Annotated in this window: 12 protein-coding genes; 9 read left to right on the plus strand and 3 right to left on the minus strand. The window is 73.0% G+C overall.

The features are described 5' to 3' along the window. Positions 1-97: 97 nt before the first annotated feature. On the minus strand, positions 98-595 hold the full coding sequence (locus MB828_RS13675) for a MarR family winged helix-turn-helix transcriptional regulator (protein WP_301648381.1): 498 nt from the start codon (positions 593-595) through the stop codon (positions 98-100). Between the two features lie 89 nt (positions 596-684). On the opposite strand from MB828_RS13675, the gene MB828_RS13680 reads away from it, so the two are divergent. Beyond that, a complete protein-coding gene (locus MB828_RS13680; protein WP_301648382.1) occupies positions 685-1,200 on the plus strand; it encodes a YceI family protein in 516 nt (171 codons plus the stop codon). A 20-nt stretch (positions 1,201-1,220) separates the two neighbouring features. Here the strand turns inward: MB828_RS13680 and MB828_RS13685 are convergent, their stop codons facing one another. Then, the gene (locus tag MB828_RS13685) at positions 1,221-2,972 is read right to left on the minus strand and encodes a hypothetical protein (protein WP_430381375.1); all 1,752 of its coding nucleotides are present in this window, start codon (positions 2,970-2,972) and stop codon (positions 1,221-1,223) included. Positions 2,973-3,213: 241 nt separating this feature from the next. On the opposite strand from MB828_RS13685, the gene MB828_RS13690 reads away from it, so the two are divergent. The 8 genes from MB828_RS13690 to MB828_RS13725 all read left to right on the plus strand — a co-directional run bounded on the left by MB828_RS13690 (position 3,214) and on the right by MB828_RS13725 (position 12,194). After that, on the plus strand, positions 3,214-3,603 hold the full coding sequence (locus MB828_RS13690) for a cell division protein SepF (RefSeq protein ID WP_046728573.1): 390 nt from the start codon (positions 3,214-3,216) through the stop codon (positions 3,601-3,603). A gap of 209 nt (positions 3,604-3,812) precedes the next feature. Further along, on the plus strand, positions 3,813-5,060 hold the full coding sequence (locus MB828_RS13695) for an ATP-binding protein (protein WP_301648383.1): 1,248 nt from the start codon (positions 3,813-3,815) through the stop codon (positions 5,058-5,060). Further along, positions 5,057-5,386, plus strand: coding sequence for a nucleotide pyrophosphohydrolase (locus MB828_RS13700; protein WP_133029151.1), 330 nt, complete (start codon positions 5,057-5,059; stop codon positions 5,384-5,386). The genes MB828_RS13695 and MB828_RS13700 overlap by 4 nt, the downstream gene beginning before the upstream one ends. A 185-nt stretch (positions 5,387-5,571) precedes the next feature. Continuing rightward, positions 5,572-6,030, plus strand: coding sequence for a DUF6099 family protein (locus MB828_RS13705; protein ID WP_207920987.1), 459 nt, complete (start codon positions 5,572-5,574; stop codon positions 6,028-6,030). 97 nt (positions 6,031-6,127) lie between these two features. Then, positions 6,128-7,051: an LLM class F420-dependent oxidoreductase gene (locus MB828_RS13710; protein ID WP_046728576.1), complete on the plus strand. Its 924-nt coding sequence runs from the start codon at positions 6,128-6,130 to the stop codon at positions 7,049-7,051. A gap of 100 nt (positions 7,052-7,151) precedes the next feature. Continuing rightward, on the plus strand, positions 7,152-8,081 hold the full coding sequence (locus MB828_RS13715) for a DUF4232 domain-containing protein (RefSeq protein ID WP_301648384.1): 930 nt from the start codon (positions 7,152-7,154) through the stop codon (positions 8,079-8,081). Between the two features lie 112 nt (positions 8,082-8,193). Beyond that, the gene (locus MB828_RS13720) at positions 8,194-9,654 is read left to right on the plus strand and encodes a 3' terminal RNA ribose 2'-O-methyltransferase Hen1 (protein WP_301648385.1); all 1,461 of its coding nucleotides are present in this window, start codon (positions 8,194-8,196) and stop codon (positions 9,652-9,654) included. Further along, entirely contained in the window at positions 9,651-12,194 is a 2,544-nt protein-coding gene (locus tag MB828_RS13725; protein WP_301648386.1) for a polynucleotide kinase-phosphatase, read from the plus strand. Before MB828_RS13720 ends, MB828_RS13725 begins: the two co-directional genes overlap by 4 nt. 6 nt (positions 12,195-12,200) lie before the next feature. Here the strand turns inward: MB828_RS13725 and MB828_RS13730 are convergent, their stop codons facing one another. Then, positions 12,201-13,094 (minus strand): hypothetical protein, encoded by an 894-nt coding sequence (locus tag MB828_RS13730; protein WP_301648387.1) that lies wholly within the window; start codon positions 13,092-13,094, stop codon positions 12,201-12,203. Positions 13,095-14,039: the final 945 nt, after the last annotated feature.

The raw sequence follows: 14,039 nt of genomic DNA on the forward strand, positions 1-14,039 counted from the left end.
AGAGCGCCAAAAGTGCACGGGTGACGGGGCTGTGACCTTGCCCTCCCCGTGGCTGTGACCTGTGCCTCCCGGGGGTGGAACGGCCGGATTCGTACCGTCAGGGCGTGTCGACGGCGAGCTCCGGGATCAGCGCGCACAGTGCCTCGCGCTGCTCCGGCCCGATGACATGGCCGACCGCCTGCCCGACCGTCTCGGCGAGGGCGGCGGAGGCGTCCTGGAGGTGCCGGCGGGCCTTGTCGGTGAGCGCGACCTCGATGCCCCGCTTGTCGCCGCAGACGGACTGGCGGGTGACCAGCCCGGCGTGCTGGAGGCAGGCGATCTGGTAGGTGAGGCGGGTCTTGGGGCGGCCCAGGAGTTCGGCGATCCGGGTCATGCGCAGGCCCTCGCGGGGCTGCTCCGCCAGCAGGCACAGGATCAGGAACTCGTCGTGCGAGATGTCCAGCGTCTCTTTCACGACCGAGCGCAGCCGCTGCTCCACGGCGCCCGTCGCGGCCAGCAGCAGCATCCAGGCGCGCAACTCGGCGGGGAGCAGCCCACCGCCGGCGAGGGACGGGCATTCGGGCAGCTCGGCGGGGTCTTCCTGAGAGGCGGCCATGCCGTCGAGTCTACCTGTTGTCCAAATTTGAATATTGGGCTAGCGTGAGGTCATCCAAATTTGAACCATCGATTGATCGGAGTACGGCCATGCCCGTCACCGTGGAAACCGGCCTTTGGCAGCTCGACCCGACCGCCTCCGCCGTCGCCGTCCGGCACAAGTCCTTCTGGGGTCTGGTCACCGTCAAGGGCACCTTCACGGGCGTCAGCGGCCGCGGTGAGGTGGCCGCCGACGGCACCGCCACCGGGGCGCTGGTGATCGACGCGGCCACGCTGGACACCAAGAACAAGAAGCGCGACGACCACCTGCGCTCGGCCGACTTCTTCGACGCGGACAACCACCCGGAGATCACCTTCGCGGTGCGTGGCGCGCAGCGGGGCGCGGGCGACACCGTGCAGGTCGACGGCCAGCTGACCGTCCGGGGCGTCAGCCGGCCCCAGAAGGTCACCGCGAAGCTGGTCTCGGCCGACGCCGAGGGGCTGACCCTGGAGACCGAGTTCCAGGTGGTGCGCGAGGAGTTCGGCGTCACCTTCAACCAGATGCGCATGATGGGCGGTCCGACCACGGTGGCCGCCACCCTCCGCTTCACCCGCGCGGCGGCCTGACCCCCCCCCGGCGCGGCGGCCTACCCGGGCGTCCTGCGGAGCTCGACGTCCCGGCTCGACAGCGTCTGCGGGTCCGCCGTGAAGGCGCGCAGCCGGATCCGGGTGCCCGCCTTGGCGGGGATGCCGAACCGGCCGTCCGGCGGACGGAGTTCGACGCTCGCCGTGCCGTGCCCGGGGATCGTCGCCGGCCCCCTCACCAGCAGCCAGTACATGCTCATGCCCTGGCCGGTGGTGAGGGTGTAGTGCGGGGTGAGCGGCACGCCGCCGGTGTTGACCACCTTCAGCGTCATCGCCCTGACCACCGCGGACCGGTGCCCGGTCCGCCGCAGCGCGGTGATCTCCATCCGCAGCGGCGGCCTGCCGGTCACCGCGAGCGCCGCGCTCACCAGCGCCGGGGCGAGCAGCAGCACGACCGTGACGGCCAGTGCCGGGCGGCGGCGGGGGCCGGTCAGCGGGCCCGGGCGCGGCTGCCAGGCGTGCTCGAACTCCGAGAGCGGAGCGGTGACCGCCGCCGCCAGCCACAGCGGGGTCATCAGCAGGTAGTAACCGTCCTGGGAGCGGGTCGCCAGGAAGAAGGCCAGCCAGGGCAGCACGGTCGCGGCCGGCCCGAGCCGGCGTACGAACAGCACGAACAGGGCCAGCAGGGCCGCCGCGAACAGCAGGCTCGCGTGCGAGTACCAGTCGATCCGGTCGCTGCCGTCCGTGTAGTACAGCGTGACGTCCACCAGGCCCTGTCCGTGCACCACGGCGCCCTGGATCAGCGGCAGCGCGATCCCGCGCAGCCAGCGGCCCGGATCGGACACGATGAAATAGGTGTTGATCAGCAGCCAGACGGCTCCGGCCACACCGGCGACGCGCAGCACGACCAGCGCGGCGGCCCGGCCGCCCAGCTCCCCGCGCCGCACCGCGTAGAGCCCGGCCAGCAGGAACGGCGTGAGGAACCACGGCAGTTGCTGCGCGGCGCAGGCCGCCCCGAGGCACGCGGCCCGGGCGATCCCGGGCGCGCCCAGCCGGCCGCCCAGCCCGATCCGCGGCCACCGCACCACCACCGGGACCAGCAGCGCCAGGGCGATGACCGCCGGGTAGCCGACCCGGGCGTACGTCGACAGGAACCCGAAGCCCAGGCAGGACAGCGTGGCCGCGGACCGCCACGGCACCGGGAGCATCCGCCACAGGGTGACCGTGCCGGCGATCAGGGCGCCCGTGCACACGGCCGTCGCCGGGGCGCCGTGATGCCCGAGCCACAGCAGCGGGGCGGTCAGCAGGGTGGCGAGCGGGGGATAGCCGTACGTGTAGTCGTAGCCGCCGCTTATCGTCGGCGTGAGGGCGATGCCCGTGCCGTGGAACAGCCACGGCCAGGGCTGTCCGTACACGGCGTGACCGGCGACGAGTTCCCGCGCGGCCTGCGTGGTCAGGGCGCCCTCGTCACCGCCGCCGTGGTTCAGCGCCCAGCCGCACCCGGCGAGGACCACCGCGGTGACCAGGACCACCAGGTCCAGGCGGGCCAGCGAACGGGTCCTGCGGACCGTCAGCGTCAGGACGCCGGTGACCAGGATCGAGACGTAGCAGACCGAGATCAGGGCAGCCAGGACCAGATGGTGCGTCGCCGCCTGCGCCCAGATCGAACGGGTGCCGATGAAGAGACCGATGTCGGCGAGGAGGGTCAGAACGCGGTGCCATGGTGCTGGGGCTCCGGCGCCCCCCGGAGCGGCGGACACCGCCGACTGTGTCCGCCGGCCGGGTGCCACCTGCTGTGTTTCTGCCAAGTGCACGGACCGGACGGTAACGGCGGGCGGTGAGCGGGGCGTTGCGGGCGGTGAAGAGTCGGGTGTGAGGCCAGTAAGAGGCCTCCAATGCGGCGCAATCGGCGGAATCGTACGAAGATCCGTACATCTGTGGTGATGTGACGCCCGTCATCGCTCGCGCTTCGTGTCGCTGTTGGGCCGAACGGGTGACTTGGCGTAAGAATTGGCTGGTGCAGGCATCAAATGCGAGTCAGGTCAGGGGGAGCCGGTGAGCCGTTATGACGTCACCGATGAACAGTGGGAGGGGCTCGCCCAGGTGGTGCCGCTGCGGGGCCGGGACGCCTGGCCTTCGGCCGTGGGCCACCGCGCGCTGCCGGACGCCGAGACCGAGACGCGCCGCCGCTTCGTCGTCCTGCGGGTCAACGTCTTCGCCGACGCCCGCGAGGTCGCGGAGACGCTGATGGCCGGGATACCGGTGCTGCTCGACCTGACCGGCGCGGAGACGGAGGTCGCCAAGCGCGTCCTCGACTTCAGTACGGGCGTGGTCTTCGGGCTGGCCAGCGGAATGCACCGGGTGGACCGCAACGTCTTCCTGCTCACCCCGCCCGGCACCGAGGTGAGCGGCCTGATGCAGGACGCGGGCGCCTCCGGCGGCTGAGCGGTGGCTCGCCGCGGACGCGAGCACCGGGCCGGTGTGAGCGCGGCGTCGGCGTGTGCACCGGGCCGGTGTGAGCGCGGCGTCGGCCCGCGCACCGCGTCGGCCGTGCGGGGTGGGTGCACGGGCGGCTGAGTGCGGTGTCGCCCGATCGGAGGAAGGGGCGGCGGACGGAACGGTTCGGCTGGCCGCCGGAGTCCTACGGTCCGCGTATGGCCGCCCCCTCCGCGTCTCCCGCCCCCTCCGCGTCCGCCCCCTCCGCGTCTCCCGCCCCCTCCGCGTCCGTCCCCTCCGCGTCTCTCGCTTCCTCCGTTCCGTCCGCGCCGCCGGCCGGTGTCCCGCGCCGCGATCCGCGCCCCCGGGTCACCGAGCTCCGGCTCTCCGCGTTCGGCCGCCACCGTGGCGCCGCCTTTCCGGTCGGGCAGGTCACCCTCCTCGCCGGGCCCAGCGGAAGCGGGAAGAGCGCGGTGCTCGCCGCGTACGAGGCCCTCGCGCGGCTCGGCGGCGGCGCCCCGCTCGCCGAGGTGTTCCCGGATCCGGGCGCCCTCGTACCGCAGCGGGCCCGGCCCGACGCGCAGCGGCGCCGCGGGTTCCGGATCGGCTGCACGGCGGACGGCGCCGAGGGACCGGTACGGCTCGACGTCGCCGTACAGGCCGAACCCGAACTGCGCGTGGTGGGCGAGCGGCTGACCGCAGGCGGCCTGGTGCTGCTGGAGACCGCCCTGCGGGATCCCGGCCGCCGGGCCGTCCAGGCCGCGTGGCACACCGCGGGCAGCGCTCCGGTGACCCGGGCCCCGCTGCCCGACGACCGCCTCGGCACCGCACTGCTGCCGCTGCGCGTCGCCGGGAAGACGGACGGCCAGCGGCAGGTCCTGGCCGCCGCCGAGCAGATGGTCGTCGCCCTGCGGTCGGTGTTCCCCTGCGACCCGCGGCCCGAGGACATGCGCGGCCCCGTCCTGACCGGCTCCGGCCGGCTGCTGCGCGGCTGCGACAACCTCGCCGACGTGCTGTGGCGCACCCGCGCCGAATGCGGCCGGCGCCACGGGCTCCTCGTCGACGCCGTGCGCACCGGCTGCGCGGGACCGGTGACCGACCTGCTCGCCGAGCCGCTCGGCGACGGCACCGTGCGGGCGCTGCTCGACCGCGGCGACGGCCACCGTACGGAGCTGGCCCGGCTCGGCGACGGCGAACTGCGCTATCTCGCCCTCGCCCTGGTCCTCTTCACCGGCCCCGGCGTCCTGGAGGTCGACGCGCCCGGCGAGGTCCCCGACGCCATGCGCGGCCTCACCGTCCTCGCCGACGGCTTCGACCGCTGCCTCGACCCCCGTCAGCGCGCCGAACTCCTGCGCACGGCCGTCCTGATGGGGGAGCGCGGTCACATCCGGTTCGTCGGCGCGGTGAGCGACGCCTCGTGGGCGGACGGAGCCGGGGCGATCACGGTGGTACACCTGGACGTGTGACCGACGAACCCCTCGACGTGGCGAAACTCCAGCAGCGGCTGGCCGAGTTCGCCGCCGCCCGCGACTGGCGGCAGTACCACACCCCCAAGAACCTGGCGGCGGCCCTCAGCGTGGAGGCCTCCGAACTGGTCGAGATCTTCCAGTGGCTGACCCCGGAGGAGTCCGCCCGGGTGATGGCCGACCCCGGCACCGCGCACCGGGTCACGGACGAGGTCGCCGACGTCCTCTCCTACCTGCTCCAGCTCTGCGACGTGCTGGACATCGACCCGCTGGCCGCGCTGGCCGCCAAGATCGAGCGCAACGAGAAGCGCTTCCCGCCCGCCTGACACGCACGGGTCCGGCGAAGGGCGCCCCGAATCTTAACGTTCCGTAGTCAAAGTCCCGCCTGAATCCGAATTGTTGTCCACAGATTTCCGTCTTCCTCTGGCTTCACGTCTCGGGGACCCTCACTCTGGGTAGTGAACTACTGAGTGCGGCATGGCAGTTCGGACCGACGGGGACGGGGCGACGGATGGACGCGACGCGGCTCATCATGGCGAGCAGACGGGCGCTGGCGCACGGCGCGGGCGTGGCGGAACTGATGACCGAGGTGTGGCAGGCGCAGGCCCTGGCCCAGGCGATCGGCAGCCGGCTGGCCGTCTCCGGCCCGCCCGAACTGCGCGGCGAGGCCCTCGGCCTGACGGAGCTGGCGGGCCGGGGCTGCGGTGTCCTCACCACCCCCGACCTGGACCCCGGCACCCTGCGCGCCGCCCAGCTCACCGAACTGGCCGACGCCCGCCAGACCCTGCTGAGCCTCGGCGGCCTCCTCGGCGAGGTCGGCATCACGCTGGTCGGCATGGCCAGCGCCGCGGCCGACGAGACGACGTACTGGCAGTGCATGGAGGCCATCGACGCGGCCGACGAGTCCCGCGACCGGGTCCTGGAGATGCTCCGCAAACTGGCGGCACGGGAGGAGGTCCGTGACGGCTAGGGCCGTACCGACCCGACCCGCCCCCCACTAGAGGGGGACGTGCGTGACGGGTGGTGCCGGTGCGGTGGGCGGTGCCGGGGCCGTGCAGGATGGACTCATGGACCTTCGCATCTTCACCGAGCCCCAGCAGGGCGCGAGCTACGACACCCTCCTCGCCGTCGCCAAGGCCACCGAGGACCTGGGCTTCGACGCCTTCTTCCGGTCCGACCACTATCTGAAGATGGGCGACGTCGACGGGCTGCCCGGCCCCACCGACGCCTGGATCACCCTCGCCGGGCTCGCCCGCGAGACCAAGCGGATCCGGCTCGGCACGCTCATGACCGCGGCCACCTTCCGGCTGCCCGGCGTGCTCGCCATCCAGGTCGCCCAGGTCGACCAGATGTCCGGCGGCCGGGTCGAACTGGGCCTCGGCGCGGGCTGGTTCGAGGAGGAGCACAAGGCGTACGGCATCCCCTTCCCGAAGGAGAAGTTCGGCCGCCTGGAGGAGCAGCTGGCGATCGTCACCGGACTCTGGGAGACCGAGCTCGGTGAGACCTTCGACTTCCACGGCACCCACTACGACCTGACCGGCTCGCCCGCGCTGCCCAAGCCCGCCCAGGCCCGGATCCCGGTGCTGATCGGCGGCCACGGCGCCACCCGCACCCCCCGGCTGACCGCCCGCTACGCCGACGAGTTCAACATGCCGTTCGCGTCGGTGCAGGACAGCAAGGCGCAGTTCGGCCGGGTCCGCACCGCCGTCGAGACCGCCGGCCGCAAGGGTGACGACCTGACCTACTCCAACGCCCTCGTGGTCTGCGTCGGCAAGGACGACCAGGAAGTGGCCCGCCGGGCCGCCGTGATCGGCCGTGAGGTCGACGAGCTGAAGACGAACGGTCTGGCCGGCACCCCCGCCGAGGTCGTCGAGAAGATCGGCCGCTACGCCGAGATCGGCTCCGAACGCATCTACCTCCAGATCCTCGACCTGTCCGACCTGGACCACCTGGAACTGATCTCCGCCCAGGTCCAGTCCCAGCTGTCGTGACGGGCCGGGGCCCGCGCGTCCGGCCGGCTGTGACAGGGCTGTGACCGGAGCTATGGCTTCCGCCACAGTCGCCCGCCGTCCGCCCTGATGAGGTGGCCGGATGCGCAGACCCCACCCCCGTCTCCTCGTCCCCGGTGCCGTCCTGCTCCTGCTGGCCACCGCGTGCGGCGCGGTCCACGCGGACCGGGACGGCGGTGCCGGAGCGGCCGTTCCGGCACCCCGCGCCACCGTCACCGACCCCCCGGTGGACGGTGTCCGGATCACCTCGGTCACCCTCCCGTCCGCCTCCCCGGCCCCGTCGGCCACCCCGGGCCGGGTGCACGCGGACCGGCTGCCCGGCGACTCCGGCATCTCCGCGGCCTACCGCGTCAGCAACGACGGCACCGAGGCCATGACCTACACCGTGCTCTTCGCCTTCACCACGGACACCGGCGCGGTCATGGACGACAAGGAGGTGACCGTGAGCGGGGTCGGTCCCGGCCGCAGCAGGAGCGGCACCGTCGACCTGGGTGTACCCACCCCCGGCGCCTCCCCGGTGACCCGGGTGCGGATCGAGAAGGTCAGCAAGGTCCCCACCGCCGAGGCGCCGGCCCGGACGGGCCCCTGTCCCGCGTCCGGCCTGCGGCTGTGGGCCGACGACGGCGATGCCGCGACGGGCCTGCGGATCGTCGGACTGCATCTGGAGAACTGTGGGAGACACGACCACGCCCTCGACGGCTATCCGCGGCTGACCCTGCTGGACGAGAACCGCGAGCCCGTCCACGGCGTGCGCGTCCTGCACGGCGGCACCGCCATCGCCGCCGGGACCGGCTTCGACGACCCGCCGGCCCCGCTCACCCTGAAACCCGGCCAGAGCGCCCTCTCCGCCCTGATCTGGCGCGACACGACACTGGCCGGCACCCCGGTGAACGTGCCCTACGTCCGCGTCCTCGCCGAGCCGGGGGCCGCGCCCGTGACGGTCGCGCCGGGCCTGGACCTCGGCACCACGGGACGGCTCGGCGTCGGCGCCTGGAGAAGAGCCGGCCGATAGCACGGGGAAATTCCCGCGTACCGCACCGCGAACATAGGTACGTTGGAACCGCGGACAGGCGCACGACCAGCGCTTTCACGCTCCTTTCTGACCCTTTTCGAGGCGACCCACCGTGTTCCTGACGATCACCACCACCGGCACCCCCGACCGCCCCGCGACCGACCTCGGGTACCTGCTCCACAAGCACCCCGACAGCGCACAGCAGTTCTCGACCTCCTACGGCACCGCGCACGTCTTCTACCCGGAGGCGGACGCCCGGCGCTGCACGGCGGCGCTGCTCCTGGAGGTCGACGCGGTCGCGCTGGTCCGGCGCGGCAAGGGCAAGGGACGTGGTGGCGCACCCGACGCGGCGCTCGCGCAGTACGTCAACGACCGCCCGTACGCGGCCTCCTCACTGCTCGCGGTGGCGATCGGCAACGTCTTCTCCAGCGCGGTGCGCGGCGTGTGCCGCGCCCTTCCCGAAGCCCCGGCCCGGCCGCGGCCGTTGCGCGTGGAGGTCCCCGCGCTGCCCGCCCGCGGCGGCCCCGGCCTGGTACGGCGCCTCTTCGAGCCGCTCGGCTGGACGGTCACCGCCGACCCCGTCGCCCTGGACAGCGCGTTCCCGGAGTGGGGCGACTCGCGGTACGTGGCGCTGGTCCTGGAGTCCGACGCGCTCACACTCGCGCAGGCGCTGCGCCACCTCTACGTCCTGCTCCCGGTCCTCGACGACGCCAAGCACTACTGGGTGACCTCCGAGGAGGTCGACAAGCTGCTGCGGGCCGGTGAGGGCTGGCTGCCCGGCCACCCGGAGCAGCAGCTCATCACCAGCCGCTACCTGTCCCGCCGCTGGGCGCTGACCCGGCAGGCGATGGAACGGCTGGAACTGGTGCGGCTCGCCGAGACCGACGACAGCGAGGTCGAGGAGATCGACAACGCGGTCGAAGAGGAGACGGAGACCGAGGAGCGGCCGACCCCGCTCGCCGTGCGGCGGCGCGAGGCCGTCCTGGACGCGCTGAAGCGCTCCGGCGCCGCCCGCGTCCTCGACCTCGGCTGCGGCCAGGGCCAGTTGGCGCAGGCGCTGCTGAAGGACCCGTCGTTCACCGAGATCGTCGGCGTCGACGTGTCGATGCGGGCGCTCACCATCGCCTCCCGGCGGCTGAAGCTGGACCGCATGGGCGAGCGGCAGGCCTCCCGGGTCAGGCTTCTGCACGGCTCGCTGGCCTACACCGACAACCGGCTCAAGGGGTACGACGCCGCCGTGCTGAGCGAGGTGATCGAGCACCTCGACCTGCCCAGGCTGCCCGCCCTGGAGTACGCGGTGTTCGGCGCCGCCCGCCCCCGCACGGTCCTCGTGACCACCCCGAACGTCGAGTACAACGTCCGCTGGGAGACCCTCCCCGCCGGACACCGCAGGCACGGCGACCACCGCTTCGAGTGGACCCGCGAGGAGTTCCGGACGTGGGCCCACCGGGTCGCAGGACGCCACGGGTACGAGGTCGGGTTCACACCGGTCGGGCCGGACGACCCCGAGGTCGGCCCGCCCACCCAGATGGCCGTGTTCACACTCGTCGCGAAGGAGGCGAAGGCAGCATGACCGAGCAGACGAACGGACGGGTCCTGCCCGTCACCGACCTCTCCCTGGTCGTCCTCGTCGGCGCCTCCGGATCCGGCAAGTCCACCTTCGCGCGCCGCCATTTCAAGCCGACCGAGGTGATCTCCTCCGACTTCTGCCGGGGACTGGTCTCCGACGACGAGAACGACCAGAGCGCGTCGGCGGACGCCTTCGACGTCCTGCACTACATCGCGGGCAAACGCCTGGCGGCCGGCCGCCGCACGGTCGTGGACGCCACCAGCGTGCAGCAGGACTCCCGCAGCCGGCTGATCGACCTGGCCAGGCAGTACGACGTGCTGCCGGTCGCCATCGTCCTCGACGTGCCCGAGGAGGTGTGCGTCGAGCGCAACGCGGCCCGCAGCGACCGGGCCGACCTGCCGCGCCGGGTCGTCCAGCGCCACATCCGCGAACTGCGGCGCTCGGTACGCCACCTGGAGCGCGAGGGCTTCCGCAAGGTGCACGTCCTGCGCGGTGTCGAGGAGATCGAGTCGGCGGCCGTCGTCACCGAGAAGCGGTACAACGACCTGACCCACCTGACCGGACCCTTCGACATCGTCGGCGACATCCACGGCTGCGCCCACGAACTGGAGGCCCTGCTGGCCAAGTTGGGCTACCGGGACGGGGTGCACCCCGAGGGCCGTACCGCGGTCTTCGTCGGCGACCTGGTCGACCGCGGCCCGGACAGCCCGGGCGTGCTGCGCCGGGTGATGTCCATGGTGAGGTCGGGCCACGCCCTGTGCGTGCCCGGCAACCACGAGAACAAGTTCGGGCGGTATCTCAAGGGCCACAAGGTCCAGCACACCCACGGACTCGCCGAGACCGTCGAGCAGATGGCAGGCGAGAGCGAGGAGTTCATCCGGCAGGTACGGGAGTTCATCGACGGGCTCGTCAGCCACTACGTCCTCGACGGCGGCCGGCTGGTCGTCTGCCACGCCGGGCTGCCCGAGAAGTACCACGGCCGCACCTCCGGCCGGGTCCGCTCGCACGCGCTGTACGGCGACACCACCGGCGAGACCGACGAGTACGGGCTGCCGGTGCGCTACCCGTGGGCCGAGGACTACCGGGGCCGCGCCGCCGTCGTCTACGGCCACACCCCGGTCCCGGAGGCCACCTGGCTCAACAACACCGTCTGCCTGGACACCGGGGCGGTCTTCGGCGGCAAGCTGACCGCGCTGCGCTGGCCGGAGCGGGAGCTGGTCGACGTACCGGCCGAGCGGGTCTGGTACGAGCCGGCCCGGCCGCTGCGCCCCGAGGCACCCGGCGGCCAGGACGGCCGGCCGCTGGACCTCGCGGACGTGCGGGGCCGGCGCACGGTCGAGACCCGGCACCAGGGCCGGATCGCGGTCCGCGAGGAGAACGCGGCGGCCGCCCTGGAGGTGATGAGCCGCTTCGCGGTCGACCCGCGTCTGCTGCCCTACCTGCCGCCGACCATGGCGCCGACCGCCACCAGCCACCTCGACGACTACCTGGAGCACCCGGCGGAGGCGTTCGCGCAGTACGCGCGGGACGGCGTCGCCCGGGTGGTGTGCGAGGAGAAGCACATGGGCTCGCGGGCGGTGGCGCTGGTCTGCCGGGACGCGGAGACCGCGCACAAGCGCTTCGGTGTCGCCCACGGCCCCACCGGCTCCCTCTACACCCGCACCGGACGCCCGTTCTTCGACGACGAGACGGTGACCGAGGAGGTGCTCGGGCGGATCCGCGCGGCCGTCGACGCGGCCGGCCTCTGGGACGAACTCGCCACCGACTGGCTGCTGCTCGACGCCGAGCTGCTGCCCTGGTCGGTGAAGGCCGACGGGCTGCTGCGCACCCAGTACGCCGCCGTGGGCGCCGCCTCCGGCGCGGTGTTCCCGAGCGCCCTGGCCGCCCTGCGGAGCGCGGCGGAGCGTGGCGTCGACGTGACCGGCCTGCGCGCCCGGCAGCGTGAACGCGCCATGGCGGCGGGCGCGTTCACCGACGCGTACCGCCGTTACTGCTGGCCCACCGAGGGACTGGACGGGGTGCGTCTGGCACCCTTCCAGCTCCTCGCGGTGCAGGGCCGCAGCCTCGCCGCGCTCCCGCACGACGAGCAACTGGCCCTCCTGGACCGGCTGGTCGAGCACGACCCGAGCGGTCTGCTGGGCACCACCCGCCGGCTCCACGTCGACACCGGCGACCCGGAGTCGGTGCGGGCCGGCGTCGACTGGTGGCTGGAGATGACCGGGCGGGGCGGCGAGGGCATGGTCGTCAAGCCGGTCGGGGCGGTCGTACGGGGCCCGGACGGGCGGCTGGTCCAGCCCGGCATCAAGTGCCGGGGCCGTGAGTACCTGCGGATCGTCTACGGCCCCGAGTACACCCGCCGGGAGAACCTCACCCGGCTGCGCAAGCGGTCCCTCAACCACAAGCGGTCGCTGGCGATCCGCGAGTACGCCCTGGGCCTGGAGGCCCTGGACCGCCTCGCGGACGGCGAGCCGCTGTGGCGGGTGCACGAGGCGGTGTTCGCGGTGCTCGCCCTGGAGTCCGAGCCGGTCGACCCCCGGCTGTGAGGGGGGTCAGCCGACCAGCCGGAGGCGGCGGGCGCAGGTGCCGACGCGGACCGTCTGGCCCCAGGTCAGCTCCAGGGCGTCGGTCTCGATGCCGTCGCCGAAGGCGATCAGGCGGTCCGACTCGACGGTGAGAGTCAGGGCCGAGGCGGCGGTCAGCTCGCCGGCGACCAGGGAGGTCCCGGTCGCCGGCGACGGCCAGGCCTCCCGGACGAACCACAGCAGGCGGTCCTCGGTGGGCGCGGGCAGCGTCAGCCGGGCGCCGCGCTCCTGCCACAGGGAGCGCAGCCAGCCGGTGGCCCCGGTGCCGGTGCCCACCAGCACCCCGGAGGAGGCCTGGGCCTCGACGGCACCCCCGTCGTCCTCGAGGCCCAGGCGGTATCGGGCGGTCTGATGACCGGCGGTACCGAGGTAGATCTCGTTGAGCGCCACGAGCCGCTGGGTGTCGTCGGCGACCGCCTCGACCATCGTCAGCTCGTCGGCGCCGGTGCTTCCGACGGAGGCCAGCAGTACCGGCGCCTGCTCCGCCCGGTGCCGTACCAGCACCCCCGGGTTGCGGCCGGGGTCGGCGTCGATGCCGACCACCGGCTGGCCGTCCAGGTACTTGGCCACGTTCGCGACCAGCCCGTCCTGGCCGACCACCACGACCACGTCCTCGGGGGCGAACAGGAAGCGGTCCAGGTCGGACCGTTCGACCTGGGTCCGGCGCCAGGCCAGCGGGATCGCGGAGGTCACCTCGGCCAGGGCCCGGCGGGCCCGGCGGTGGCGCTCGGAGACCTCCGCGATGTCCCGGCCCCGGGAGGCCAGGAAGAAGGCGGCCTGCCCGTGCGTACCGTGCCGGGCGACCAACTCCTCGTACTCCGTGGTGCGATGCACGAGCACGGCCCGCGGCGCAAGACTCACGACACCCCCTCAGAAAGCGGGAGAGGCCGGGCGGCCGGGGTCGGGAGCCGGAGGGGCCGAGTGGTTGCGGTCGGGAGCCGGTGGGCTTGTGCGGTTGGGACCGGGAGTCGGCGGGCTCGGGCGGCGGGAACCGGAAGCCGGTGGGCTTGTGCGGTTGGGACCGGGAGTCGGTGGGCTTGTGCGGTTGGGACCGGGAGTCGGAGGGCTCGGGCGGTGGGGACCGGGAGTCGGTGGGCTTGTGCGGTTGGGACCGGGAGTCGGTGGGCCCGGGCGGTGGGGACCGGGAGCCGGTGGGCTTGTGCGGTTGGGACCGGGAGTCGGTGGGCCCGGGCGGTGGGGACCGGGAGCCGGTGGGCTTGTGCGGTTGGGACCGGGAGTCGGCGGGCTCGGGCGGTGGGGACCGGGAGCCGGTGGGCTTGTGCGGTTGGGACCGGGAGTCGGCGGGCTCGGGCGGTGGGAACCGGGAGCCGGTGGGCTTGTGCGGTTGGGACCGGGAGTCGGCGGGACCGGCCGGTCGGAACCTGAAGCCGGAAGGGCTTGGCGGCTGGGGTCGGAAGCCGGAAGGGCTTGGCGGCTGGGACCGGGAGCCGGAGGGGGCCCGGCGGGCGGTGGAGCGCGTCGACGGTGTTACCGGGGCCTGAATTCAAAGCAATTCCGAATTACTTTTCAGTGGATGGGTTACCTGAGTTCTTCTGCCCGGTTTTTGCGGAGCTAAACGGGTGGAATTTCGTCCAGGTTTCAACCCTGTGACACACTCCACAAACACGAACCATATGCCCGTTTTGTGGCAGGATATATTTGGACATAGCGGCACGGCGGGATCGGGCGAGGAGCCCTCCTGCCGTGCATTTTTGCATTTGCCTCGCTAAATTCAATCCGCATGACTGCCCCACAAGCAGACCTGATCGTCGACCGCCCTTCGGTGATCGACGGCGCCGCTCTCTG

The organism is Streptomyces arenae (genome assembly GCF_022343545.1).
In the GTDB taxonomy this organism is placed as follows: domain Bacteria; phylum Actinomycetota; class Actinomycetes; order Streptomycetales; family Streptomycetaceae; genus Streptomyces; species Streptomyces humi.

Excerpts from the sequence above, each read along its gene's own strand:
- MB828_RS13675 (WP_301648381.1), bottom strand. The coding sequence starts at position 595 with ATGGCCGCCTCTCAGGAAGACCCCGCCGAGCTGCCCGAATGCCCGTCC.
- MB828_RS13680 (WP_301648382.1), top strand. The coding sequence starts at position 685 with ATGCCCGTCACCGTGGAAACCGGCCTTTGGCAGCTCGACCCGACCGCC.
- MB828_RS13695 (WP_301648383.1), top strand. The coding sequence starts at position 3,813 with ATGGCCGCCCCCTCCGCGTCTCCCGCCCCCTCCGCGTCCGCCCCCTCC.
- MB828_RS13705 (WP_207920987.1), top strand. The coding sequence starts at position 5,572 with ATGGACGCGACGCGGCTCATCATGGCGAGCAGACGGGCGCTGGCGCAC.
- MB828_RS13710 (WP_046728576.1), top strand. The coding sequence starts at position 6,128 with ATGGACCTTCGCATCTTCACCGAGCCCCAGCAGGGCGCGAGCTACGAC.
- MB828_RS13715 (WP_301648384.1), top strand. The coding sequence starts at position 7,152 with ATGCGCAGACCCCACCCCCGTCTCCTCGTCCCCGGTGCCGTCCTGCTC.
- MB828_RS13725 (WP_301648386.1), top strand. The coding sequence starts at position 9,651 with ATGACCGAGCAGACGAACGGACGGGTCCTGCCCGTCACCGACCTCTCC.